This is a genomic window from Aliishimia ponticola (genome assembly GCF_004803475.1).
GTDB lineage: Bacteria > Pseudomonadota > Alphaproteobacteria > Rhodobacterales > Rhodobacteraceae > Aliishimia > Aliishimia ponticola.
This window is the reverse complement of the sequence record NZ_SRKY01000001.1, coordinates 983981-1010101: the sequence shown is the minus strand read 5'-3', so window position 1 is coordinate 1010101 and position 26121 is coordinate 983981. Positions and strand designations below refer to the sequence as shown.

Genomic DNA, 26121 nt, shown 5'->3' with positions numbered 1-26121 from the left:
AGGTTAAAGGCGCGCGTCAAGGCCGCCCGCGCCAAAAGGCGGCCCCCTTCGTGATCGCGAAGGGGCGGGGGCGGGATCAGTAGTCCTGTTCGGGCAGGTAATCGGTGCGGGCCAGGTTGCCAAAGCGGGTAAACCGCCCCTCGAAGCTAAGGTCGACCGTGCCGATGGGGCCGTGACGTTGCTTGCCGATGATCACCTCGGCGCGGCCATGCAGGCGTTCCATCCGTTCCTGCCACGCAGCCATCGCTTCGAGGTTGTCGTCGGACGGTTTTTCCCGCTCGGCGTAATATTCTTCGCGGAACACGAACATGACCACGTCCGCATCCTGTTCGATCGATCCCGATTCCCGAAGGTCGGACAGTTGCGGGCGCTTGTCGTCCCGGCTTTCCACCTGACGCGACAGCTGCGAAAGCGCGACGACCGGGATATTGAGTTCCTTGGCAATCGCCTTGAGACCCATTGAGATTTCCGCGATCTCCTGCACCCGGTTATCGGCGGTGCCGCGTACCAGCTGCAGGTAGTCGACGAAAATCGCGTCCAGACCATGGGTCCGTTTCAGGCGGCGGCAGCGCGCGGCAAGCTGGGCGATCGGGATCGCCGGGGTGTCGTCGATGTAAAGCGGGCAGGCCTCAAGCGCCTTGGCCGCATCCACGAAACGCCGGAACTCGGCCTCTGTCATGTCGCCACGGCGAATTTGCTCGGACGGGACTTCGGACACTTCCGACAAGATCCGCGCGGCAAGCTGTTCGGCGCTCATCTCCAGCGAGAAGAAGCCGACGATGCCGCCATCCACCGTGCCTTCGGTGCCGTCGGGCTTGATGCCCTTCTTATACGCCTTGGCGATGTTGAACGCGACGTTGGTGGCAAGCGAGGTTTTCCCCATCGACGGACGTCCGGCAAGGATCAGAAGGTCAGAGCGGTGCAGACCGCCCAGCTTCTTGTCCATGTCGATCAGCCCGGTCGAGACCCCGGCCAACCCACCTTCGCGCTGATAAGCGGCGTTCGCCACATTGACCGCATCGGTCACGGCGCGCAGGAAGCTTTGGAAGCCGCCCTCGGTCTGGCCCTGTTCGGCAAGCTTATACAGCGCCTGTTCGGCCATAACGATCTGTTCTTTCGGCTCGGAGGCCACGTCCATATGCGAGGCGCGGTCGCTGATTTCCTTGCCCAGTTGCATCAGGTCGCGGCGCACGGCGAGGTCATAGATCATCTGCGCATATTCGCGCGCGGCAAAGGACGACACGGCGGAGCCCGCAAGACGCACCAGATACGCAGCGCCGCCCAGTTCTTTCAGGCCCTCGTCGTCTTCCATGAAGGTCTTGAGCGTCACCGGCGAGGCAAGCTGGTTCTTGGCGATCCGCGCCGCGGCCAGTTCGTAGATCCGCGCATGGACCGGGTCATAGAAATGCTCTGCCCGGATGATGGACGCGATCCTGTCAAATACATCGTTATTCGTCAGAATCGCGCCCAAGAGCTGCTGCTCAGCCTCGGTCGAATGGGGGACAACATCCCCGGCCTGCTCGGCGGCTTGCGTCGCCTGTAAAGACGTAATCTCGTTCACTGCTCATACCCCTAGACCGTGGCATTGCACGGGTCTTGTTCTTTATCGGATCAGCGCGGCGGTGCCCCCCGTGGCGGGTGTCATGCCACGGATCGGTGCGTGGTGAAATCGGGAAAAATCTGGGGGTTACTGTGTGGGTAACCCTGTCCAGTCCGAATATCACGCGCCGATCTGGTGCCGCCTTGAAGAATGGCTACCACATGTGGATGCGATTGTCATCGAATCGTTACCTGTACACAGGCCGTCCACAGACGGGTTTTCCACAGATTCGTGCGAATTGGCGGAATCGCTACAGCTTATTTCGGCGCATTTCGTTCCTGCCACCCGCGAGGGTCGTTCAGGAAGGCTTCGACACCCTCAAGGGTTGCGGCGGAGAAGGTGCCGGCGGCCTTCGCCTCTGCCAGAACATCCCACCATGTGCACAGGTAGTGCAGATCGATTCCATGCTCGCCCAGCGTCTTTTCCGTTTCCGGGAAGATCCCGTAATAGAAGATCACCGCTGTGTGGCCGCAGGTGGCGCCGGTGTCACGGATCGCATCCACGAAAGACAGTTTCGAGCCGCCATCGGTGGTCAGATCCTCCACCAGAAGCACGCGCTGACCCTCGGACATCGCCCCTTCGATACGCGCGTTGCGGCCATAGCCTTTGGGCTTTTTGCGCACATAGGTCATCGGCAACGCCATGCGTTCCGCCACCAGTGCGGCGAAGGGGATACCGGCGGTTTCACCGCCTGCGATATTGTCGAAGGCTTCGAAGCCGGCATTGCGCATGACGGTGATCGTCAGGAAATCCATCAGCGTGGCGCGGATGCGCGGGAAGGAGATCAGTTTGCGGCAGTCGATATAGGTCGGTGAGGGCAGGCCGGAGGCGAGGGTGAAGGGGTCTTCGGCATTCAGGTGGACGGCCTCGATTTCCAGCAGCATCCGGGCGGTGAGGCGGGCGATTTCGGCTTGGTCAGGATAGGTGCTTGGGATCATGTGTCTGGTCTTTGTGGCTGGGTGCGGGCTCCCTCCGGGGGGAGTATTTCGGGAACAATGAAGTCAGGCGACGTGCCAGAGTATTGGCCGTCCGGGGTCGAACACGGTGACGGGGCCTGCGCCGGTGGCGATCTGGTCCGGAATGTCGAGCGGATCGCCCTTGGTCAGGGTCAGGGACGTGTCATTGACGGGCAGACCGTAGAAGGCAGGTCCGTGCAGGGAGGTGAAGCCTTCGAGCTTGTCCAGCGCATCTGCGTCGTCGAAGGTTTGCGCCAGGCAAGACAGGGCGATGGGGGCGGTGAAGCACCCGGCGCATCCGCAGGCGTTTTCCTTGGTATGTGTGGCATGGGGCGCGCTGTCGGTGCCGAGGAAGAACCGCGTTTCGCCGGAGGTCGCGGCGTCGAGCAGGGCGGTCTTGTGGGTGCCGCGTTTCAGGATCGGCAGGCAGTAGTAATGCGGGCGGATGCCGCCGACCAGCATGTCGTTCCGGTCCAGCATCAGGTGTTGCACGGTGATCGTGGCGGCAAGGTCGTCGCCTTGGTCGCGGGCGTAGGCCACCGCGTCGGAGGTCGTGATATGTTCCATCACCACGCGCAGGCCGGGCGTCGCGCGCCGGATCGGGTCCAGAACCTGATCGATGAAGGCGGCTTCGCGGTCGAAGATGTCGATGTCGGGCCGGGTCACTTCGCCGTGTACGCAAAGCGGGATGCCGTGCTGTGCCATTGCTTCGAGCGTGTGCCGGACCTTGTCGAAATCGGCGACGCCGGAGGCGGAATTGGTCGTTGCCCCGGCGGGGTACAGTTTGACTGCCTTGACCAGACCGGAGGCGTGCGCGGCAACCACGTCTTGAGGATCGGTGTCTTCGGTCAGGTAGAGCGTCATCAGGGGATCGAACGTCATGCCGTCGGGCAGGGCGGCCATGATCCGGTCGCGATAGGCGGCGGCGTGGGCCCCTGTCACCACGGGCGGCACGAGGTTCGGCATGATGATGGCGCGGGCGAAATGGGCGGCGCTGTGTGGCAACACGCCTTTGAGCATGTCGCCATCGCGCAGATGCAGGTGCCAGTCGTCGGGCTGGCGGATCGTCAAGCTGGTCATGTCGCTTGCGCTAGCACGGCTGAGCGGCAGAGACTAGCCCTTCGCCTCTTCCAGTTCCTTCAGGCGGCGGGCAAATTTCGGCGCGCGCATGCGCTGCGTGACATTGCGGCACAGCCGTTCCGACAGCCCGTCACGCCCATCGCGGTCAAGCCGGGTCAGCAGGTTGCGCAGATAGGGCGGATAATCCCGGCGTTTGCGCATCAGCCGTCCAAAGCTGGCACGGGTCAGGCGACCGACACCGGCCTGGGCCAAGATCGGGTACAGCAGTTGCATTTCCATCAGGTGGGTTTGCACAATCGCGCCCATGTGACGCATCCGCAGCTTGGTGACGTTGGGGCGCGAAAAGAGCGCCGCGTGCATCGCGTCCAGTTCGACCTTGGGATCGTAGAGGATGAACGCCTCTTTCGCCGCATCCAGCATGTCTGGCGCGTATCCGTAGCGCGATGTGAAGTCGCGGCGGCGGTGTTCGGTAAAGCGATCGTCCCATTCGGCGATTTCCGGGTCGAGCGTGGCTTGCGGTTGGATGGCAACCACGGTCGAGCCGGGCGCGGCCACCGAAAAGGCTGCGGCGGCATATCCGCAGGGGCCCGCGCCATAGAACACGACCCGGTCATATTCATCGAAGAACCCGTCGTCGATCAGCGAATCGAAATAGGCGAAGACTTCGGGCGCGCGGAACCAGGTGTCGCCATTGCTGACCAGCGCCAGATGCGACCAGTCGGCCCCCTTGACCATTTCCCAGCCAAGCGGCTGCGCGTCTTCGTCCAGAGCGCGAATGCCCTGAATCGTTTCGAACGTGACAAGCAGCGTCGTGCCGTCCTCGATCAGGGCGGAGAAATGCTGCGTGCCCAGACGCTGAAAAGCGCCGTGCGTTTGGGTGATCTGCTCAAGTTGATCCAGCCATTCAGCCGTGTTCAACCCGGCCAGAGGTGCGTCGAACATGTTGGTGACGTCCTGCATTATGTTGCCCTCGAACACGGGAATAGCCGCAGTGATGCGGCGCTGATACCCAAAAAGCAATAGCAGCGATTTGCGGCGAAAATTTGGAAATAGTCGCTTAATCTTGGGTTTTATTGTTCTCGGATCGTGAACGGTTGGCGAAGCCGATCATGAATTTCGCCGCTTCTTTGGGCACGGGCCGGGCGGGGGCGGCCATCAGCAACCGTCCGAAGAGTGCGCGGAAGGGTTCTTGGAGCATCAGTTCCTCGAATCTCTGCTTGCGCCAGCGCACGGCGGTGTCGTGCAAAGCGGCCAGTTCCGGGTCCTGGCGCAGGTCGGCCAGCAGCGCATCTGTCGCGGGGGCATAGCGCTGAATGCTGGGGTCGTAATCGGTGTTCCAATTCCGCTCTGTCCAGTAGTCGAGGTCCAGCAGGTGATCGGAATGGACGGCCCTGCCACGGTCCGCCTTGACCACGTAACTTTCCATCGCGCCCAGCGGATAGTGATTGAGTTGCGCCAGCGCATAGTTGGATCGGCCGTAGGGCGAAAAAATGCGCCGGGTTTTGAACTGATCGGGCAGGGCGCGGCCTTCGCCATCGAACCAGCGGGCCTGTTCCAGCCGGTCCGGGTTCGGGTCGCGTGGACGGTGCACGCCGGGTTTGCGATACGTGCCGTCGTTCCGATAAAGCGTTTTGAACATGGCAGAGCGCCACGGCCAATGCATCACCACCGGGGCGCAGCGCGCAAAGCGGCGCGTCACCGGCATATCCTTGTAGCGCACATGGTCCGAACTGCCGAAAAGGCGCCATGTCAGCGTGATCGCCGTTGCCTCGGGCAGGGCGGCGAAAAGCGCGGTCAGCGTGCCATCGCCAGTGTGAATGTTGACGAACTCATCCACATCAAGCGGCAAGATCCAGTCGGCGGTTTTCACGATATCCTGCGAGGCGGCGGTCTTGAGGGCGGTGAACTGGATGCCGCGCTTGTCATGCGGGCCGTCATTACGCAGATGCGTCAGCTGGCCCATCGCCTCCAACCGATCCAGCATCAGGTCCGTGCCGTCTTGGCAATCGTTTGAAAAAACAAGAAAATCCGTGAATCCGACCGCACGGTGATGCGCCAGCCATTCCAGCAGGAAGGCAGCCTCGTTCCGGACGGTCAGGACCGCGAGACAGCGCACTCAACTCTCCATATCAAGGGCGAGGGCATAGGCGACACGTTCGGTCTGGGTCAGCTTCACGCGCAACGCCTGTTCGTAGAGTTCGCGGAATTCGTCCTTGCCGTGCAATTCGTCGGCCTTGGCGCGGTGCCATTTCAGCCCATCCTCGTGCAACTGGCGCAGGCGATCATCCTGCAAGAGGCGGTTGCGCTCCATCTCGACCCGCGGGACGTTGCGCTTGATGGTGATGTCGCGGTGATCGGACCAATCCATCCGGATCCAGTAGTTCAGCCCGATCGACCGATCCACATGCAGGGCACGCCCGCGCTGGCGTTTGATCAGGAAACTCTCGGCCGAGCGCAGCGCGTAGTGATTGAGCTGGATCAGGTCATAGCCGATGGTCTTCTTCGAATTGCGCCAACCCGATTTCGCGGCCTCGCGGGTCATGTCCTGACCCGATCCGTTGACCCATTTCACCCGCTCTTCCATGCCGCCGATCAGCTTGTTCGGCCGGTGGCAGGAGATTTTCTCGTAAGCGCCGATATTCTTGAACATCGTCTTGAAGCCCCAGACCGTGTGCGGCTTGGGGCAGAATTTCGGGGCGCAGGTGTCGAATTGGTCGATCACCAACTCGTCGCGCAGTTCCGTCACGCCGTTATGTCCGAAAAGCCGCCAGGTCATCGCGACATTGGTGGCATCCGGCACGCGCGCAAGGAAATCATCCAAGGTGCCATTGCCGTAGCGCACATTCATGAACTCATCCACGTCGATATGGATGATCCAATCGGCGTTGCGGATCACCGGTTCTTCCAGCGCGCGGTTGAGCGCGAATTGCTGCGGAGAGTTGCCGCGCCAGTCGTCATTCAGCCGGTGTTGCAGCACGCCCAGTTCCTGCAACCGATCCAGCAGTTCAGATGTCCCGTCCTCGCAGCCATTGGTGTAGATCAGGAAGTTGTCGACGCCGATGGCACGGTGATAGGCCACCCATTCAAGGATATAGGGCGCTTCGTTCTTCATGCAGCCGACGATGACATTGCCGCTGCTTCCCGGGGCAAGCTGGCGCGGGGCCATCGGCGGGTAGGCGGCGGCGAGGTCTTCTTCGTTCACCGCACCCAGACGGTTATGCGGCGCAAAGGGCGAACCTTTCAGTTTCTCGAAATTCTGCACGGCCAGCGGCGGCATGATCTGGCGCGCGCTTTCACTCAGATCATGGGCCTGCGGCGTGGCGGGCGCGGCGGCGCCTGACTTCGCGTCGCGTTCTTCGCGTGTGGCCTTGTCGATGCGCCACATGAAGGACAGCAGGTATTGCGAGGGGCGGAAACCGTATTCCGGGTCCGCCTCTGTCCACTGGGCCTTGGCGCGGCCACGTTTGAAAAGATCCGCGGTCAGCCCGGTATGCGCGGCGGCCAGCGCTCTGTTGTCCTTGGTAAAATTCTTGGAAACTGCGGACAGGCTGGCCGGGTCGATGGGCGCGCCATCAAGACTGATCTCTTGGATGAAAGACCGCCAGAGCTGGCGCGGCAGCACCCGCTTGCGGTCTTGCAACACGCGCAGGATCAACTCGTTCAACTGGCGGCCACGGGCCAGTGTCGCCGCCGATGCGGGCTGGGTCGGTTTCCCGGCTGCGGCTTTGCCAATCTGATCTGGCAGACGAAAGGCGTGGCGGATATCCTCCGTCACGGCATCGCTGGCAAATCGCGCTTCGTCATAGGCGCAAAGGTCGACCTTGCCCGCGCCGAACACGGCTTCCCAGTGCTGCACCAACCGGCGGTAATCGAGCCAGAAGGGTGCGGCTTGATTTTCAAGGAAAATACCCGCGTTCGGAGAAATCTCCGGCGCGAATTTGAGGGCGCTGTCCCACCAGTTCTCCCGCCCGGCGATCGACAATTCCTGATCCAGAGAGGCGGCGCGCCCTTCGTGAATTTGATCGGCGTAGATGCGGGTCAGCAGGCGGGCCTGTTCATCCACATGGGCAATGATGCGAATGTCCTCAGACAGGGGGGCCAAGAGGTCGCGCAAACGGGTCAATTCGGTGTCGGTCGCCAGCCAGCACAATTGCGACGCGGACAGGATCAGTTGATCGGGCTTGTGCGTGCTCACCTCGCTCATCAGCGCCGCTTGCAGCGATGCACGCAGGTCCGCCTGCTTCTCTGCCGGAATGAAGCCGCGATTATAGCGCAGCGGGTCCACATGGCCCGGATCGGTGACCGCCATCCAAAGCCGTGTGTGGTTCTTGTTGCCCGGCGCATTGGCATAACGGATGCCTTTCGCGGTGAGGTGATCGCGTTTCGCGGCCAGAACCGATTGCAGGCGGGCCGCGCCGCAATGTTCGACACCGATATGCAGGTCGATCCGCATCAGGACAACGCCTCCTTGCGTTTGTTGGCGCGGCCCCACCACGCGATGTCACATCCCAGATGCGACGCGAGCCGCGCCCGGGCGTCCGGGGCCGCGACATCCAGTTCGAGATAGGCCGCATCGCCCGCGAAAAGCGCATCCAGATGGGCATAATGCGCCTCGATCCATGTCTCGCGTTCCTTCGAGGTCTCGCCAAAGCCGGGGGGCAGGCCGGGGATCGCACCCGCAGGCAAACGGTCCAGCCCAAGGTCGGACCATGCCAGCATGGATTGCGAAACATCCCAAGCCGCGCGCCGCGTGGCGACGAATTTGAGACCGGGATGATGCACACGCAGGGCGTCGATCACGGCGAAATCCATTTGCGGCCATAGGCTTTTACCATCTCGCAGGCAGGACATTTCGGAAATCGCGTCAAAGCCGGGCAGTCGTGCAGCAGGATCGCCGGTGGCGAAATACCCCTCATAGATCAGATCGCCGACAAAGGCATCGTGCAGGGCACTCTCGGGGGTCTGGCGGCGGCGAATCCGGTGATCCGCCACCCGAAAGCCCGAGATTTTGAGCGCGCGCGACAATGTCGTCGTGCCCGTCTTTGGCAAGCCAAGGTTCACCACCCGCAGCTGGCCCGCCTCGGTCATTGCGCAGGCTCCATCAGGCCAAGCGCGATCATCATGTCTTCTTCCTGTGGCGGCAGCTTGGAGGCCCGGCGCAACTGCATCTGCATGCGCTGATACTCAGGCTGCGCCAAAAGCGCGTCGCGGCGCGCAATATGCAAATCCACCGCCTCCTGATGCAGCGCGGCGATCTCCGGATCGGATTTCAACGCGGCCAGTGCTTTTTCCAACGCCGGAAGATAGCGCAGGATCGACGGGTCGTGCCAGGCAGGGTCATTGCGTTCGCGCCAATAGGTGTCGTCGAAGGCCCGGTTTTCCCGGTTCACGTCGCCGCGGTCATTCTTCACCAGATAACTGTCCAGCGAACGCAGCGCATAGTGGTTCAGCGTGGCAAAGGCGCGCGCGCCCTGGGCGGGGAATTTGCGGATACGGCGCGGATTGGCCGCCACCAAGAACCTGTGCTGCACGTCGCGGCCCGACCCATCGGTCCAGCGCGGGCGTTTGCCGGGCGGCAGGTTGCCTTTGAAGAACGGCCGGTGCGCGCCAAAATACTGCAGGGGGAAGTCATGGCGGGTCAGGGTCTTGACCTCAATCGCGCTCTCCCCGCACCACAGGTCCGGATTATGGGAATGTTGGAACTGCGCGATGACCGGGCGGTCTTCGAACGCATCCACATCATTGTTGGCGAAGAACTGGAATGTGACCGAAATCGCCTGCGGATCGCCGCAGGCCGCGATCAGGGCAGGGAGCGTATGGTCGCCAGTGTGAATGTTTAGGAATTCGTCCACATCCGCGACCCAGACCCAATCGGCATGGGCCACGATATCACGCTGCCGCGCATCTTTCAGCGCCTCCATCTGGTAATTGCGGCCCTCTGCCGGGTTGGGCAGATGCGTAACCAGCCCGCGTTCGGCCAGCGCGTCCAGCAGCCGGTCCGTCCCATCGGTGCAATCATTGGAGTAGAACAGGAAATCGGTGACGCCGATCAGGCGATTGAAGGCAATCCACTCCAACAGGAACGGCCCTTCGTTCTTCACGCATGTGACAGCGGTGATTTTCATCCCGCCGCCGCCCGGACCCTTCTGGACCTCATCCGATGTCGCCTTTTGCTCGCCGCCGTCTTGCACGCAGGTCTTGTGCCACGCGCGTCTTTATTTTGCGTTTATCGTGCCATTGGGGGTGGGGCGGGTCAATTGCGTTGCCACTTTGGTCGCAAGCCGCGCGTCTTTTGGGCAACGCGCGCTTGACGGGGCGGGCGCAGGGTGCAGGTTGGCAAGGCAGGAGGAGCATACATGACCGGATTTGACAGTATCGACGCGGTGCAAAGCCAGCTTGAGGGCGAAGGCTATGTTTGCGGACGCGATCTTGCGACAGTGGTGTTTCTCTCTCTCAAACTGGGACGCCCCCTGTTTCTGGAGGGCGAAGCCGGCGTCGGCAAAACCGAGATCGCGAAAGCCATCTCCGCCGCGCTTGGCCGCCGCCTGATCCGCCTGCAATGCTACGAAGGGCTCGACGCATCCTCTGCTGTCTACGAATGGAACTTCCCCGCACAAATGGTGGCCATCCGCACCGCAGAAGCCGCCGGTGACGCCTCCCGCTCGGCGCTGCAAACCGAACTATTCTCTGATGAGTACCTGATCGAACGCCCCCTCCTGCAAGCCATGCGGCCCGACCCGGCAGGCGCACCGGTCCTGCTGATCGATGAACTCGACCGCACGGATGAACCCTTTGAGGCCTTCCTGCTCGAAGCGTTGTCCGACTTTCAGGTCACCATCCCGGAACTCGGCACGATCAAGGCGCCTGAGCCGCCCATCGTCATCCTGACCTCCAACCGCACCCGCGAAGTCCATGACGCGCTCAAACGCCGCTGCCTCTACCACTGGGTCGACTACCCGGGCTTCGAACGCGAACTGGAAATCCTGCACGCCCGCGCCCCGGAGGCCGCCGAAACCCTCTCCCGCGAGGTCGTCGCCTTCGTCCAGCGCCTGCGCACCGAGGACCTGTTCAAAAATCCCGGCGTGGCCGAAACCATCGACTGGGCCAAATGCCTTCTCGCCCTCGATGTGATCAACCTCTCGCCCGAGGTTATCGCCGATACGGTGGGCGCCATCCTCAAATACCAGGACGATATCCAAAAGCTGCAAGGCTCAGAAGCCAAACGCCTGCTGGAAGAAGCTCAGGCAGCGCTCGAACCGGCATGATCCTTCATTGTTCCCGAAATACTCCGGGGGTCCGGGGGCAGCGCCCCCGGAAATTCCGTGCCTGAATATCTTCCGCTGGAAATACCTGACGCGCCGAAACTGGCGGGAAACATCACCCATTTTGCACGGGCGTTGCGGCGCGCAGGACTGCCCATCGGGCCGGGGCGCGTGATCGACGCCGTGCGCGCGGTAGAGGCGGCGGGCTTCACCGACAAGATGGATTTCTTCTTCGCGCTGCAATCCTGCTTTGTCGCCAAACCCGAACAGCGCCGCGTCTTCGCGCAGGTCTTCCGGCTCTACTGGCGCGATCCGCGCTATCTCGAACATATGATGTCGATGATGCTGCCCGCCGTGCGCGGGGTCGCCGAAGAGCGCGCGGCCCAGGCGGCGGAGAAACGCGCGGCAGAGGCGCTGCTTGACGGGCTGGGCGACGCACCGGACACGTTCGAGGAACCAGAAACAGAAGGGACCGAGATCGAGCTCGATGCCTCGCTCACCATCAGTCAGGAAGAAAAGCTCAAGACGCTGGATTTCGAACAGATGTCTGTGGCAGAGATGGCCGCCGCCAAACGCATGCTCTCGCGCCTCACGCTGCCGGTGGACCCGATCAAATCGCGCCGCAGCAAGGCCAGCCACCTAGGGCGGCGGATCGATACGGGGCGGACGCTGCGCCAAGCGATGCGGCGCGGCGGCGAGCTGCACAGCATCGCCCTCAAACAGCCGCGCATCCGCTGGCCCAACCTTGTCTGCATCTGCGATATCTCCGGCTCCATGAGCCAATATTCCCGCGTGGTGCTGCATTTTCTGCACGCGGTGTCGAATGCCAAGGGGCAGGGCTGGGCCAAGGTCCACGCCTTCACCTTCGGCACGCGGCTGACCAATATCACCCGCCACCTGCAAACGCGGGATGTTGACGCCGCCTTGCAGGCCGCAGGGGCGGAGGCGCAGGATTGGGAAGGCGGCACCCGGATTGGGGACTGCCTTGAGGACTTCAACCGCGATTGGTCGCGCCGCGTGCTGGGGCAGGGGGCGGTGGTGCTTCTGATTACCGACGGGCTGGACCGGGGCGCACCGGATGCGCTCTCCAAGCAGATGCAGCGGCTGCACCTGTCGTCGAAACGCCTGATCTGGCTGAACCCGCTGCTGCGCTGGGAAGGGTTCGCCCCCAAGGCCACCGGCATCGCGGCGATGCTGCCCCATGTGGACAGCTTCCGGGCCGGGCACTCCGTCGCCTCACTGGAGGCTCTGGCAGAGGTGATTTCCAAGAAGGACGATCAGGGAGAGAAGGCGCGCCTGATGGCGATGCTGTAAGAGGCGTCAACGCCCCGCTTGAGGAGGCGCCGCCCCGGTGCCGCTGTTTCGCGCTGTTCCATTCAGTTTGCTTCTTAATGCTTTTTCGGCGTCTCGACCAATTTTGACATTTTCCAGAAGCCACTCAATGCGTTCGCGAGCATCGTCCGTTACATGTCCGTTGGATATTTTCTCCCACAAGAGGTTCAGGTGGGAATTGCCGAAGCCAGGGATAGTACTTGCGACTTTTGGAGGCGTCGGGCGTTCCAAGTCACCATCGCTTCGCCGGAAAGAATAGTTCCAGGAAAATACCACATCCTCCAATTCAGAGCCAATCACGCTGAAAGACCCTGTTGGCGTTTTCATCTTTCGAATTTCGCGTTCTGGAAAATCGGAGATGACGCTGCGGTAAGGCTGACCATAAAGTTCTTTTAAACCTTCATTTGGAAAATCTTCGCCGACGATCCAGTCCAATCCAATCGTCCGACGCCGAAGCTCAAAGGCAAGACGATCAAATACAAAAAGGTCAAACTTAAGGTTGGAATAACCTAACAGGCCGTAACGGCTGTCTGGCTGCCCCATGCGATAAAGACGAGCAAGAAACTCATCCACAGAGGCGTTAGGCCAACAATTTTCAGGAAGGTTGTCCGGTTTCGTCAGCTTCGTTACAGCTAAGTCTCCGAAGTGCTCCTTGTGTTTTATCCAAAGACTCTCAACGTCGTGACCGTTAGCGGATTTTACCGAAACTCCATTGAGGATAAGCCCAGCTTTTAATAGCTTTTCAATGGTTTGGAGCGCTTGCCACCAGAACTCTTCGTTCATGCCGTAGGTCTTCGCGAATCTTGCTAGGAAATAATTCCGGTCCGACGGTACGACAAATAGGTGGTGCGCGAAAACTGACTTGAAATGATTCAAAGGGGTGTCGAACATAAGACTTCCTTTGTTGGGCTCCCGAAATTGGATACCTGATAATGTGATGCTATTCCCTCAAGACATCTATGTCTTTTCGTCAGTGCTGGGGCAGCGAACTTAATAAAGCAGTCGCGGCCTCAAATCCTAAGTCAAGTCGAGCAGGTGGACGGGGTCGGGCTATTGCCGGTTGCACAACGCGTGGGCCTCGCCCCCGGATCAGTGCGGCCGGGTGACTGAAGGCATCGTTCCGGCCTGGTCCAAAGTTGGCGCAGCGTGGGCCGGGATGCTCATGCGCCCCGGTCCAGCACAGGGGGCGCTTAGGCCACAGCCGCGGCGAAGCTGTTGCGGTAGATTGCGCTCAGCTCGTCCAGTTCGGCCTCGGACGCGCCCATGCGCATTGTGGTGCCTGTGAACTTGCCGACGGTGACGATGGGAATCCCGGCACTGCCTGCGGCGACCATCAACGCCTCGGCCTTGTCGAAGTTGCACGCCACGAGGTAGCGCGCCTGATCCTCGCCGAACAGGAACGGCGTGCTGTCGTCGTCCAGTTGCACCCCGACGCCCGCGGCCTCCGCCATTTCGAACGCGGCGAGGGCGAGGCCACCGTCGGAGAGGTCGGTGCAGGCGGTGATGAGGTCACGGTTAGCGCGGATGAATTCGCCATGGGCCTTCTCTGCTTCCAGATCCACGGCAGGGGCGTCGCCTTCGACGCGGTTGAACACCTCTGCCAGAAGCGCCGATTGGCCCAGATGCCCTTCGGTTTCGCCGATGACGATGGCCACATGGCCTTCGCGCACCTCGTTGCCGATCACGTGGTCGGGGTGGTCGATCAAGCCGACCGCGCCAATCGTAGGTGTGGGCAGGATCGCCTGACCGTCGGTTTCGTTGTACAGAGACACGTTGCCCGAAACGATGGGCATGTCGAGCACCAGACAGGCCTGCCCGATCCCGTCGAGCGCACCAACGAACTGGCCCATGATCGCGGGTTTTTCGGGGTTGCCGAAATTCAGGTTGTCGGTCGTCGCCAGCGGCTTGGCCCCGGTCGCGCACAGGTTGCGATAGGCTTCGGCCACCGCCTGCTTGCCGCCTTCGACCGGGTTCGCCTTCACATAGCGCGGCGTCACGTCAGAGGTGAAGGACAGCAACTTGTCGGTGCCATGCACACGCACGATCCCGGCACCAAGGCCCGGCGTGCGGGCGCTGTCGGCCATGACCATCGTGTCGTACTGTTCATACACCCACTGCTTGCCCGCATAGTTGGGCGAGGAGATCAGCGCTTTGAGCCCGTCGATCGGATCGATTTGCGGTACGTCCTCCAGCGGGGTCGCCTCGGGGGTCGGTTCCCAGGGGCGGTCATATTCCGGTGCTTCGGAGGACAGCTTGGACAGGGGCAGATCGGCTTTCACATCGCCATTGTGCAGGATCAGGAAACGATCTTCGGGGATTGTTTCACCCACGATGGCGAAATCCAGATCCCATTTCACAAAGACCGCGCGGGCTTCGGCTTCAAGCTCGGGCTTGAGCACCATCAGCATCCGCTCCTGGCTTTCGGAAAGCATCATTTCATAGGCGGTCATGTTCTCTTCGCGCTGCGGCACGTTTTCGAGATGCAGCTTCACCCCAAGACCGCCCTTGTCGCCCATTTCCACGGCCGAACAGGTCAGGCCCGCCGCGCCCATATCCTGGATCGAGATCACCGCGCCGGTCTGCATCAGTTCCAGCGTCGCTTCCATCAGGCGCTTTTCGGTGAACGGGTCGCCCACCTGCACCGTGGGGCGCTTTTCTTCAATCGTGTCATCGAATTCGGCGCTGGCCATGGTTGCACCGCCAACGCCGTCGCGCCCGGTTTTTGCACCCAGATAAACGACCGGCATTCCGACGCCGGACGCGGCTGAATAGAAAATCTTGTCCGCATCCGCGAGGCCCGCGGCAAAGGCATTCACTAGGCAGTTGCCATTATAAGCGGGGTCGAACCGGACTTCGCCGCCGACACAAGGCACGCCAAAGCAGTTGCCATAGCCACCGATGCCTTCGACGACGCCATTGACCAACTGGCGCGTCTTGTGATGCGCAGGCTCGCCAAAGCTCAGCGCGTTCATAGAGGCAATCGGCCGCGCGCCCATGGTGAACACGTCGCGCAGGATGCCGCCCACGCCGGTCGCCGCGCCCTGATAGGGTTCGATATAGGACGGGTGGTTGTGGCTTTCCATCTTGAAGACCACGGCCTGCCCATCACCAATATCTACGACGCCCGCGTTTTCCCCCGGCCCGCAGATGACTTGCGGGCCCTTGGTCGGCAGCTTGCGCAGATGCAGCTTGGACGATTTGTAGGAACAATGCTCGTTCCACATGGCCGAGAAAATGCCCAGCTCGGTAAATGTTGGCTCGCGCCCGATGATCTCAAGGATGCGGTCATACTCGTCCGGTTTGATGCCGTGAGCTTCGATAAGATCCTTGGTGATGGCTGGCTCGGTCATGTGCCTCGATTTCCCCCGAATGGCAGATTTTCACGCCCTCATACAGCCGGGCGGCGCGGTAATAAAGAGGGCACCGGCCAAGGGCGCGGGCAGGTGGCTGCTTGGGAATTTGACACCTGCACAATTGCAAGGGGAAAAACTTGCGAAACGGGTCAAATTTCCGTTGATAATTCAAGCATTAACCAGTCTATTGCACTGGGGGTTCCCACTAATAAATTACTGAAAGATAGGGATAAACGTGAAAATCACGCATAATAATACTTTGGCAGCGTGTATTGTTGCCACATTTGCAACGGTTGGCGCGGCTCAAGCCGCTACAGTTACCTTGGCCGAAACCACCGTCGACACGCCTTTTGGCGGTGAGGTAACGGTCACAGACCTTAATTTTGGCGCGGATTCCGAAGTCCTTGGATTTGAAGCTACCGCGTTCCAAGGGGTCGATGGCTCCTCCTCGGTTAGCACGTCGGTAGAAACCCCGTTCGCGGGTGGTCGTTCAGTCGTGTCCGCGACCGCTGTGCTGGAACAATCCGCGACGAACACAGCCGGTGCGTTGCAGGGCTATAGCTTTACCTTCAGCCTGTTCGATCTGTCGCTGCAAGTGCAGGAAAACTATGGCTACAGCGCGTACCGGGACTATTCGAACCCGTTCGACGGGATTGATGATGCAGACAGCGATGCCGCGGGGAACAAGATTTCTTACGAGGTACTGCTGAACGGCACGTCGATCTACAGCGCGAATATCGAACTCTTCGGCGGCGTCGATGATGGCTTCACCGTCGCGAATGTCGAGAACTTCACCTATTCGGTCGAAGACGTCGTCGACCCGTTTGACCCCGGCGTTGTGACGGGTCAGTTGGTCACGATCGACGATCTGACAGAGACGCTGTTCCTTGGCAATTTCGCGGATGGCGAAACGATCGAATTGGAAACGATCCTTTACTCCGAAAGCCAAGCAACGAACTTCGAAGGCGAACAAACTGTCGGTGCGTTCTTTGGCGATCCCAGCGGTCTGGCTGCAAACGGTCTGATCGTTCAGGGTCCGGCCGTTGTTACGCCGCCGGTATCCGCCGTGCCGCTTCCGGCTGCAAGCTGGATGCTGCTGGCAGGTCTGGGCGGTCTGGGCGTCATGCGCCGCCGCAAAGCCGCGTAAGCGACACTATATATATGCAGTGAGAAGGGCGCTCCTGACGGGGCGCCTTTTTTCGTTGGCCAGAACGAAAAATCGAGCCGCGCGACGAGGGAAACGCACGACCCGATTTATAGGCAGTAGGGCGCCCCGGCGTCGTGCGCCGGGGGCCGAACGTCAGATCGATCAGTTGATGTCGATCTCGATGCGTTCTTTCTTCTCGCCGATGGTGTTGGCTTCAGCCTTCAGCTTCAGCTCGGCCAGCGTGGTGTCCAGCATCACGACATTATCGCTTTTCATCACGGCTTCCGGTGCGATGGACAGCACCAGCGTGTCGGCGGGGATGCCTGCTTCTTCGTTCAGGGCGACAGTCATTTCGCTGCCTGCGCCATCACGCTCCCAGCTTTCGATGGAACCGATCACGGTGCCTTCGGTGGTGTAGATGCCCGAACCGTAAGAGATGTCCGACATGGTGTCCTTGTTGTAGCGAACGCCTTTGGCTGCATGGTTGGCAGCTTGTTCAGTTTCCAGCGTGGGGTAGGCTTTGTTGTCCGAACCTTTGAACGGTGCGTCCGCGAAAGCGGTCGTTGCAACAAGAGCAGCAGCAGCGGTTGTCAGTGTCAGAATGCGTTTCATAGCGTTTAGTCCTTTCCATTGTGGCGCTGTTGGCAATCAGAGGATCACCGCGCCGTTGGTGATGACAAAAAAGCTATTCGAGACGCCCAAATCGTCAACGTGAGTGGGGTGCAAGATTCGTGTAAGGTGCTGATCTTATGTGACAATAAATGTCTTCACAAAGATTTTGAAATTTCTGTGGAACGAAAGCAAATCTGGTGACTCGCGCGCGGATAAATAGTGTGGTTTCGGCCCATCTCGGCGCTGTGCAGCCTGCGCCGTGTATTTGGGCCGGAAATGCGAAAAGGGGCACCGAAACGGCGCCCCTCATCCAAATCGGTTTGACAAAAGGTGTCAGCCTTTGCGTCGCCGCAGCACCGCACCGCCCAGAATGACACCACCCGCCAGAAGTGGCAGTGAGCCTGGCAGCGGAACGGCTGACATCGACACCGTCCCGAAATAGGACACGTGGCTCACGGCCTTGTCGTCCAGCAGCGTCGTCCGCATGTCATCGAACATGTTGGCGTAGTAGATGATGTGCTTTGTGCCCGCTTTGATCAGCACGGCGGTCAGTTCGTATCCGGCCACAGCATCAAGCGCCATGTCAAAGCCCTTCAACTCTCCGCCGTCATAGAACAGATCGGTGAGTGTCGCGTCGAGGCCAAGGCCATAGTCTTCGGTCTCGATATTGAGGCCAGAAACGATGTCGCCTTCTTCGAGTTTGCCCAACGCGACCCACCCGGAGGTATCCGCGCCCGCATCCGAAAGCTGTGTCAGCGCTGCCGCGATTTCCGCCGCTTCGCCGTTCTCCTTGTCAAACGGCCCAATCACCGAGGCCGAGGCAGTCGCCGCAAATCCGCATGTCAAAAGCGCAGGCAGCAGGTAATTTACAATCTTCAATGTCGCTCTCCCATCGTAGAAGCAGCTAAAAATTGCTGCCGTCGAACTGGTTAACGTCTTAAAAATGGAGCCTTCTGCGTTAACCTTATCAGAAGTTAACGTCGCGTAATAGCAACTGGTGGTTGTTTCCGCCCATCGCGCACACCGATTGCTGGCGAAAACGCAAAAAAAAAAGGCCGAGCACAAGGCTCGGCCAGTCCAACAGGGAGGTATGAAGATGACGCGGTTGCCCGATCATCATCGTCAATCGATCAACTATTCAGCAGTCCTTGCGCAATCAAGGTCAAAAAGGTCGCACTTGGTGAATGTCCGCTATGCAATTTTTGCATAGCTTAATTTTTGTGCACTTCCCGGGATTGCTGGCGATAGGCTTTGATCTCTTCCTGAACGAAGTCGCGGAAGGCCGAAACGCGCTTTGATTGGCGCAGTTCTTCAGGGTAGGCGAGGAACACGGGCACCTCGGCAGAATGCGTATCGCTCAGCACGGCGACCAGGCCGGGGTTCTCGATCGCGACATAGTCGGGCAGAACGCCGATCCCCAGATCGTGCAGCACGGCCTGCAACACGCCAAAGTAATTGTTGACCGACAAAAGCGACCGCGGCTGATGTGTCAGAAGGTTCTGAACAAGGGTCAATCCCGCGCTGACCTGCGTGCTGTCAGGGCTTTGGCAGATCAGGCGATGGTCGCGCAGATCATCAATGGTCGCGGGCATCCCGTTTTCGTCGATATATTTCCGCGTGGCGAACATCGACATCCGAACGCTCATCAACCGTTTGCGGATCAGATCGGCCTGGCTGGGCTCTTTCATGCGGATCGCAACGTCGGCCTCGCGCATGGGCAGGTCCAGCACGCGCTCTTCCAGCATCAGGTCGACCTTCAGATCGGGGAATTTCGCATAAAGCTTGCTGAGGCGCGGCGCCAGCCAGATGGACCCGAAGCCCGTGGTCGTGGTGACGCGCAATTCGCCAAACACTTCTTCTTCGCTGTCGCGAATGCGCGCGGCGGCCGTATCCAGCCTGCGGGACATCGCAGAGGTCGCGTCAAACAGAAATTCGCCCTGTTCGGTCAGAATAAGGCCACGCGCATGACGGTGAAACAGGGTCGCGTTCAGCGATTCTTCAAGCGCGCGCACCTGCCGACTGACGGCGGACTGGCTCAAATTCAGGCGATCCCCGGCATGGGTCAGGCTGCCAGCATCGGCCACAGCGTGAAATATTCTAAGCTTGTCCCAGTCCATACACACAACTTCCCTACAGGCGCGCCCTAGTTAGCCGATATTATATGAACCTGAACCGTTCTTTTCACAAAAGGGGGAAAAAAAACGCTCGTCAGGTCAGAATTGATGACCTATATTTGAGCGAAATCATGCAAAACTGGGTTGCGCGGGGAGGCGCTTCAGGATGAGCACGCAGAAAATCTCACTCAATGACCGCTTCGATCTTGAGAAATCGCCGGTTCTGATGAACGGCACGCAGGCCCTTGTGCGGCTTATGCTGATGCAAAAGGCGATCGATACGGCGGCGGGTTTGAACACGGGCGGGCTTGTCACCGGGTATCGCGGCTCGCCGCTGGGTGCGGTCGACATGCAGATGATGCGGGCTGAATCCTTTCTCAAGAAATCCGATGTGCTGTTTCAGGCCGGGCTGAACGAAGACCTTGCAGCGACCGCGCTGTGGGGCAGCCAGCAGGCGGAACTGCGCGGCGAGGGCAAGTATGACGGTGTTTTCGGGCTGTGGTACGGCAAGGGGCCGGGTGTGGACCGCACCGGCGATGTCTTCCGCCACGCCAATATGGCGGGGTCGTCGAAATATGGTGGCGTGCTGGTCGCGATGGGCGATGACCACACGGGCGAAAGCTCCACCGTTCTGCACCAGTCCGAATGGGCGCTGATGGATGCCTATCTGCCGATCGTGTCGCCGGCGGGGGTGCAGGAAATTCTGGATTACGGGCTTTACGGCTTCCAGCTCAGCCGGTTTTCCGGGCTTTGGGTCGGCCTCAAGACGATGAAGGACACGATTGAGGCGACCGCCGTGGTCGAAGCGGGTCTGGATCGCTACAGCTTTGCCGCGCCGAAATTCGATATGCCGGAAGGCGGGCTGAACATCCGCCTTGTCGATGACCGGCACCAGCAAGAAGAACGCCTGATCAAGCATAAGCGGTACGCGGCAGAGGCGTTTTCGCATGCCAACGGCATGGACAAGCGTGTCTGGGGCAAACCGGGCGCGAAAATCGGGATCGTGTCGGCGGGCAAGAACTGGCTCGACGTGCTGCACGCAATGGCGCTTTTGAACATCGACGAGAACGAGGCCGAGCGTCTGGGCATCACGCTGTACAAGGTGGGGCAGACTTTCCCGCTGGATATGAGGGGATTCCATGACTGGGCCGAGGGGCTCGATCTGATTGTCGTCGTTGAAGAAAAGCGCAAGCTGATCGAAGTGCAGATCAAGGAAGCCATCTTTGACGACCGGCGCGGTCGGCGCGTTTATGGCTGGTACAAGGGCGGGGCAGGTAGTCTGCACCGCGAGGAGTTGTTCCCGACCCATGGCGATTTGAACCCGCATTGGATTGCGCAAAAGCTCGGCGATATCTTTGTCGAGGAAGGGCGCGACACAGATGGTATTCAGGCCGGACTGGCCGCGCTGGACGATGCGCGGCGGGCCGATAACGCCCAAGAAATCGCGGCGCGCTTGCCCTATTTCTGTTCCGGGTGCCCGCATAACTCCTCCACCAAGGTACCCGACGGCAGCCGCGCCTATGCGGGGATTGGCTGTCACTTCATGGTGCAATGGATGGACCGCGAGACGCTTGGCTTCACCCATATGGGCGGAGAGGGCGCGAACTGGATTGGCGAGGCGCCGTTCAGCACACGCGAGCATGTTTTCCAGAACCTTGGCGACGGCACGTATAACCATTCGGGCGTTCAGGCGATCCGCGCGGCGCTCGCGGCGGGGACGACGATCACCTACAAGATCCTCTACAATGACGCCGTGGCGATGACGGGCGGGCAGCATAACGAGGGCGATCTGTCCCCGTATCAGATCGTCAATGAGGTCCGGGCGATGGGCTGCGAGAATATCGCGGTCGTCTATGACGAAAAGGAAGATGTGGACCTGTCGCGCTTTCCATCGGGCATCAAGACCTATGAGCGCGCGGACATGGAGAAAGTGCAGGAGGAATTCGCCAAGACGGAAGGCGTGTCGATCCTTGTCTATATCCAGACCTGCGCGGCGGAAAAGCGGCGGCGACGCAAGCGGGGCAAGTTCCCCGATCCCGATCGCCGTGTCTTTATCAATACCGATGTGTGCGAAGGCTGCGGCGATTGCGGGGTGCAGTCGAACTGTGTTTCCATCGTACCGGCAGAGACTGAGCTGGGCCGCAAGCGCGCCATTGACCAGTCGTCCTGCAACAAGGATTTCTCGTGTCTCAAGGGGTTCTGCCCCAGCTTCGTGACGGTCGAGGGCGCGCAGGTGAAGCGTCAGGCCACGGCGGAACTGGATTTGCCCGACCTGCCAGAGCCAGTGTTGCCCGCCATCGATGGCACGTGGAACGTGGTGATCACCGGGGTCGGTGGCACTGGCGTGGTGACCATTGGCGCGGTGCTGGCGCAGGCGGCGCAGATCGACGGCAAAGGCGCGGCGATGATGGAAATGGCGGGGCTGGCCCAGAAGGGCGGCGCGGTGCATATCCATTGCCGTATCGCGGAAAAGCCCTCTGACATCAACGCGGTGCGTGTCTCTACGGGCGAGGCGGACGCGCTGATCGGCGGCGATCTGGTGGTTAGCGCCGGGGCCAAGACGCTGGGCCTGACGGCCACGGGGCGCACTGGTGCGGTGGTCAACAGCCACGAGATCATCACCGGCGATTTCACCCGCAATACGGAATTCGCGCTGCCCTCCGACCGGCTTGAGGTCGCCTTGCAGGCCCGCCTGCGCGAGCGGCTGTCGCTTTTTGATGCGTCGGAACTGGCGAAGGCCAGCCTTGGCGATTCCATTTTCTCCAACATGATGATTTTCGGGGCCGCGTGGCAGCTTGGGCTTCTGCCGATTTCGGGCGAGGCGATCCGCATGGCGGTCGAACTCAACGGCGCGGCGGTCGAACGCAACCTGCGCGCTTTTGATATCGGGCGTTGGGCCGTTCTTCACCCACAAGAGGCGGAGAAGATCATCGCTCCGAGCAACGTCGTCACCCTGCCGCAATCGCTGGAAGACCGGATTGCGTTCCGCGCCGATCATCTGACGGCTTACCAGTCCAAGCGTCTGGCAAAACGCTATCGCAAGCTGGTGGACAATGTGGCGGATGCGGATGTGAAAGAGGCCGTCGCCAAGGGCTATCACAAGGTGTTGGCCTACAAGGACGAATACGAGGTCGCGCGCCTGCTGATGGAAACGCGCAAGAAGGCCGCTGCCGAATTCGACGGTGATTTCACCCTCAAATACCACCTGTCGCCGCCGATCATGGCCAAGGAAGGTCCGGGCGGGCGTCCGGCAAAGCGCGAGCTCGGCCCGTGGATCGAACGCTTCTTCCCGCTGCTTGCGCGGATGAAACGTCTGCGGGGCACGCCGTTTGACCTGTTCGGGCGCACGGCGGAACGCCGGATGGAACGGGCGCTGATTTCCCAGTACGAAAAGGACATGCGCGCGGTGCTGCCGCAGCTTGATACCGCGCGGCGGGATGCGATCATCGCGCTGGCCGAATTGCCCCTGCAAATCCGTGGCTTCGGTCCGGTCAAGCAGGCCAATGAAGCCAAGGCCGCAAAGCGCCGAGAGGAGCTTCTGGCCGTCATCAAAGCGGGGGGACCGTCCTTGGGTCAGGCGGCAGAGTAATCGTCATTGCGCTGTCATAAAGGCTAGGCATATAAACGCTCCGCACGTAAAATAGAGACGATATCCGCCGGAGCTGTAAACATGGCCGCCAATCGCCAGATCGCACGTGACATCAGTTATGCCCATTCCGCCCAGACGCGGAGCGGCAAGGCGATGATCCGCTTCATGGAAAACACCACGGGGCGGATCGGGCTGATCAAACGGGCCAAGGGGTACGAGACCGAAGTCGCCTCCGGGCGCGATTTCTGGGAGGTGATGGTCGACCGCTATGGACTGACGCTGAAGGTCGAAGGCGGATCGCTGGACAACATCCCGAAAGACGGGCCGCTGATCCTGATCGCCAATCATCCCTACGGCATCCTCGACGGGCTGATGATGGGGCATATCCTGTCCGAAACCCGCGGTGATTTCCGCATTCTGGCGCATCGCGTGTTCCGCAAGGCCGAAGACCTGAACCGCATCATTCTGCCGATCTCCTTCGACGAGACGAAGGAAGCGATGAAGCTCAATATCGAAACGCGCAAGACCTCGCTGGATTATCTGGCACAGGGCGGGGCCATCGGCGTGTTTCCGGGTGGCACGGTATCGACGGCGGCCAAGCCGTTCTCCAAGCCGCTGGACCCGCGCTGGCGCGGCTTCACGGCCCGCATGGTGGCCAAATCACAGGCAACGGTGGTGCCGATCTTCTTCAAGGGGACCACGTCGCGCCTGTTCCAGATCGCCAGCCACATGCACACGACCCTGCGCATGGGACTATTGATCAAAGAGTTCAAAAAGCGCGTGGATACGCCGGTCGAAGTCATCATCGGCGACCCGATTGGGCGCGACCAACTGGACCCGCTGTCCAAGGACAGCAAGGCGATGATGGATTTCCTGCGCCAAAGCACGTATGGGCTGGCACCAAACGTGGCCAACCCCCTCGCTTTGGGGTACGAATTCGAAACACATCATCGCAGCTGACAGATTATGGCAATTGGTATCTTCGACAGCGGCCTTGGCGGGCTGACCGTTCTTGACGCGGTGGCGAAACAGCTGCCGGATGTGCCGCTGTATTACTATGCGGACAGTGCCCATGCGCCCTATGGCGTGCGCACCATGGACGATATTCACAACCTGACCCGCGATGCCGTTCACGCGATGTGGGATGCGGGTTGCGATCTGGTCATCCTTGCCTGCAACACCGCGTCGGCGGCGGCGCTGCGCCGGATGCAAGAAGCCGGGGTGCCCAAAGGCAAGCGCGTGCTGGGTGTCTTTGTGCCCATGATCGAAGCGCTGACCGAGCGCCAGTGGGGCGATAACTCACCGCCGCGCGAAGTCCAGGTCAAGCATGTGGCGCTGTTCGCGACCCCGGCCACGGTGGCCTCGCGCGCATTTCAGCGCGAGCTGGCGTTCCGCGCCATCGGCGTCGATGTGGAGGCGCAGGCCTGCGGCGGCGTCGTGGACGCGATCGAGGAGGGGGACATGATCCTTGCCGAGGCGCTGGTGCGTTCGCATGTCGAAGCGCTGAAGCGCAAGATGCCGATGCCACAGGCCGCCATCCTTGGCTGCACGCATTACCCATTGGTGGCGCAGGTGTTTCAGGACGCTTTGGGCGCGGATGTGCGGGTGTTCTCGCAAGGCGATCTGGTCGCGGCAAGCCTTGCCGATTATCTCAGCCGCCATCCCGGCATGATTGGCAGTTCCAAGGCAGCTTTCGTCACAACGGGCGATCCCAAACGGGTCAGCGACCGGGCAACCCAATTCCTGCGGCGCAAGATCGAATTCGTGCAGGCTTGATCACCTCTGCCGTTCCGCTGCCCGTTCAGGCGCGACCGGCAACCCGCATTTTAGCTATTTCTGAAGACCTATCTCCTAGAACGGCCCCTGCATGATGCGAGGTCCAGTCGATGGCGGTCTATACATTTTCGGGGTATGCGACGGACACGCTTGTATATGACAGCGCGGCCGGGACATGGACCCTCCGTTCGGATTACGATCCCGATCTGCACACAGTGACCTTCACGATTGCCGACGATGACGAATACCTGTCCGGCGACAATTTCGACGACGAGGTCGGCAACGACAGCGACCAGAATGCCAGCGTGACAGACACCTCCGGGGCGACCATCGCGCGCGGGCAGGTTTATGACGAAGAATTCTATGTCCTGTCCGATTCCGCAGGGACCAATATCTGGGTCGAACGCATCGAAATCGCGGGCCAGCATGTCGGCTATCTTGTGAGCGAGCCATTGGTCCCCGGCACGGTCTATACGCAGACCACCTTCGAGGATGCGGCCAATGACGATCCGGACGGGGCGACCCCCGATGGCAATACCGCGTCTTACGCGTGGTTCTCGAATGTCGCCTGTTTTGTCCATGGAACGCAAATCTTGACGCCAAGCGGCGCGCGGGCGGTGGAAAGCCTGCGTGTGGGGGATCTGGTCACGACCCAAGGCAGCGGCGCGCAACCCATCCGGTGGGTCGGATCGCGCCATGTGGGGGCCGCGCAGCTTGCCGCGTATCCCGAACTGCGCCCCGTCGCGCTTGAGCCGGGCTGGACGGGCTGCCAGGGGCGGCTGCTGTTGTCGCGCCAGCACGGGGTGCTTGTGCGCACGCCGGACATGTCGGAGGCCAAGCTGGCCCGCGCGTCCCAGCTGTTGCGCCTTGAAGGCGGGGCGGTCCGTGTCGCAAGCGGTGTCCGATCCGTGACCTATGTGCATTTCATGTTGCCCCATCACGAAATCGTCTTTGCCAATGGGGTGGCTACGGAATCCTTCTATCCCGGCCCGCAATCGGTGGCATCCCTGGCCCCGTTGGCGCGCCTGTCACTGCTGGCGCGGTTTCCATCTGCCAAGCCGCAGGATTTGGCGGTGGCCTATGGCGCGCCGGTGGTCCCATACGCGCGGCGACGCGACTTGCCGGCCCATGTGGACGCGGTGGCCGCTATCGGGCTGGATGACGCGCAACGCTGCGCGGAGCCAAGCTGAACCTGCAAACGGGCGTGCCGCGCACCGGACCCGCAGCGCTGCTTGCCAAGGCGATGCCCTTCCAATATGACCATTTGGCTACCAGAACAGGGCAGTGTCGGGCACGTGTT

The 26121-nt window shown here is 60.8% G+C and carries 20 protein-coding genes; 7 read left to right on the top strand and 13 right to left on the bottom strand.

The window, feature by feature from the left end; genetic code table 11:
* Positions 1–76: 76 nt before the first annotated feature.
* From E4Z66_RS04810 to E4Z66_RS04775, 8 genes are all read right to left on the bottom strand, one after another.
* On the bottom strand, positions 77–1561 hold the full coding sequence (locus E4Z66_RS04810) for a replicative DNA helicase (protein ID WP_136461802.1): 1485 nt from the start codon (positions 1559–1561) through the stop codon (positions 77–79).
* 296 nt (positions 1562–1857) lie between these two features.
* Complete coding sequence (locus E4Z66_RS04805) at positions 1858–2538, bottom strand: orotate phosphoribosyltransferase (protein WP_136461801.1); 681 nt, start codon at positions 2536–2538, stop codon at positions 1858–1860.
* Positions 2539–2601: 63 nt separating this feature from the next.
* Positions 2602–3636: a dihydroorotase gene (pyrC, locus tag E4Z66_RS04800; protein ID WP_136461800.1), complete on the bottom strand. Its 1035-nt coding sequence runs from the start codon at positions 3634–3636 to the stop codon at positions 2602–2604.
* A 33-nt stretch (positions 3637–3669) separates the two neighbouring features.
* The gene (locus E4Z66_RS04795) at positions 3670–4596 is read right to left on the bottom strand and encodes a phosphoadenosine phosphosulfate reductase (protein ID WP_136461799.1); all 927 of its coding nucleotides are present in this window, start codon (positions 4594–4596) and stop codon (positions 3670–3672) included.
* A 97-nt stretch (positions 4597–4693) separates the two neighbouring features.
* Positions 4694–5752 (bottom strand): glycosyltransferase family 2 protein, encoded by a 1059-nt coding sequence (locus E4Z66_RS04790; protein ID WP_136461798.1) that lies wholly within the window; start codon positions 5750–5752, stop codon positions 4694–4696.
* Positions 5753–8089 carry a glycosyltransferase family 2 protein gene (locus E4Z66_RS04785; protein WP_136461797.1) on the bottom strand — a complete coding sequence of 779 codons (2337 nt, stop codon included), beginning with the start codon at positions 8087–8089 and terminating at the stop codon, positions 5753–5755.
* The gene (locus E4Z66_RS04780) at positions 8089–8724 is read right to left on the bottom strand and encodes a sulfotransferase family protein (RefSeq protein WP_136461796.1); all 636 of its coding nucleotides are present in this window, start codon (positions 8722–8724) and stop codon (positions 8089–8091) included. Before E4Z66_RS04780 ends, E4Z66_RS04785 begins: the two co-directional genes overlap by 1 nt.
* Positions 8721–9761: a glycosyltransferase family 2 protein gene (locus E4Z66_RS04775; protein WP_136462134.1), complete on the bottom strand. Its 1041-nt coding sequence runs from the start codon at positions 9759–9761 to the stop codon at positions 8721–8723. The genes E4Z66_RS04780 and E4Z66_RS04775 overlap by 4 nt, the downstream gene beginning before the upstream one ends.
* 231 nt (positions 9762–9992) lie before the next feature.
* Between E4Z66_RS04775 and E4Z66_RS04770 the strand changes: the two genes are divergently transcribed.
* Positions 9993–10901 (top strand): AAA family ATPase, encoded by a 909-nt coding sequence (locus tag E4Z66_RS04770; RefSeq protein ID WP_136461795.1) that lies wholly within the window; start codon positions 9993–9995, stop codon positions 10899–10901.
* A gap of 57 nt (positions 10902–10958) precedes the next feature.
* Positions 10959–12212 carry a vWA domain-containing protein gene (locus E4Z66_RS04765; RefSeq protein ID WP_136461794.1) on the top strand — a complete coding sequence of 418 codons (1254 nt, stop codon included), beginning with the start codon at positions 10959–10961 and terminating at the stop codon, positions 12210–12212.
* Between the two features lie 6 nt (positions 12213–12218).
* Here the strand turns inward: E4Z66_RS04765 and E4Z66_RS04760 are convergent, their stop codons facing one another.
* Both E4Z66_RS04760 and purL read right to left on the bottom strand, forming a co-directional pair.
* Positions 12219–13121: a hypothetical protein gene (locus E4Z66_RS04760; RefSeq protein WP_211097108.1), complete on the bottom strand. Its 903-nt coding sequence runs from the start codon at positions 13119–13121 to the stop codon at positions 12219–12221.
* 299 nt (positions 13122–13420) lie between these two features.
* On the bottom strand, positions 13421–15580 hold the full coding sequence (gene purL / locus E4Z66_RS04755) for a phosphoribosylformylglycinamidine synthase subunit PurL (RefSeq protein WP_136461793.1): 2160 nt from the start codon (positions 15578–15580) through the stop codon (positions 13421–13423).
* 325 nt (positions 15581–15905) lie between these two features.
* On the opposite strand from purL, the gene E4Z66_RS04750 reads away from it, so the two are divergent.
* Entirely contained in the window at positions 15906–16730 is an 825-nt protein-coding gene (locus E4Z66_RS04750) for a VPLPA-CTERM sorting domain-containing protein (protein ID WP_246035879.1), read from the top strand.
* Between the two features lie 162 nt (positions 16731–16892).
* On the opposite strand, the gene E4Z66_RS04745 is transcribed toward E4Z66_RS04750, so the two are convergent.
* From E4Z66_RS04745 to E4Z66_RS04735, 3 genes are all read right to left on the bottom strand, one after another.
* Positions 16893–17342, bottom strand: coding sequence for a hypothetical protein (locus tag E4Z66_RS04745; protein WP_136461792.1), 450 nt, complete (start codon positions 17340–17342; stop codon positions 16893–16895).
* A 333-nt stretch (positions 17343–17675) separates the two neighbouring features.
* Entirely contained in the window at positions 17676–18221 is a 546-nt protein-coding gene (locus E4Z66_RS04740) for a hypothetical protein (protein ID WP_136461791.1), read from the bottom strand.
* Positions 18222–18553: 332 nt separating this feature from the next.
* A complete protein-coding gene (locus E4Z66_RS04735) occupies positions 18554–19459 on the bottom strand; it encodes a LysR family transcriptional regulator (RefSeq protein ID WP_136461790.1) in 906 nt (301 codons plus the stop codon).
* A gap of 163 nt (positions 19460–19622) precedes the next feature.
* Here E4Z66_RS04735 and E4Z66_RS04730 point away from each other — a divergent pair, with 163 nt between their 5' ends.
* The 4 genes from E4Z66_RS04730 to E4Z66_RS04715 all read left to right on the top strand — a co-directional run bounded on the left by E4Z66_RS04730 (position 19623) and on the right by E4Z66_RS04715 (position 26011).
* Positions 19623–23045, top strand: a complete 3423-nt coding sequence (locus tag E4Z66_RS04730; RefSeq protein WP_136461789.1) for an indolepyruvate ferredoxin oxidoreductase family protein — start codon at positions 19623–19625, stop codon at positions 23043–23045.
* An 81-nt stretch (positions 23046–23126) separates the two neighbouring features.
* On the top strand, positions 23127–24005 hold the full coding sequence (locus E4Z66_RS04725; protein WP_136461788.1) for a lysophospholipid acyltransferase family protein: 879 nt from the start codon (positions 23127–23129) through the stop codon (positions 24003–24005).
* Positions 24006–24011: 6 nt separating this feature from the next.
* Entirely contained in the window at positions 24012–24821 is an 810-nt protein-coding gene (locus E4Z66_RS04720) for a glutamate racemase (protein WP_136461787.1), read from the top strand.
* A 110-nt stretch (positions 24822–24931) separates the two neighbouring features.
* Positions 24932–26011 carry a Hint domain-containing protein gene (locus tag E4Z66_RS04715; RefSeq protein ID WP_136461786.1) on the top strand — a complete coding sequence of 360 codons (1080 nt, stop codon included), beginning with the start codon at positions 24932–24934 and terminating at the stop codon, positions 26009–26011.
* The last annotated feature ends 110 nt before the right edge of the window (positions 26012–26121 follow it).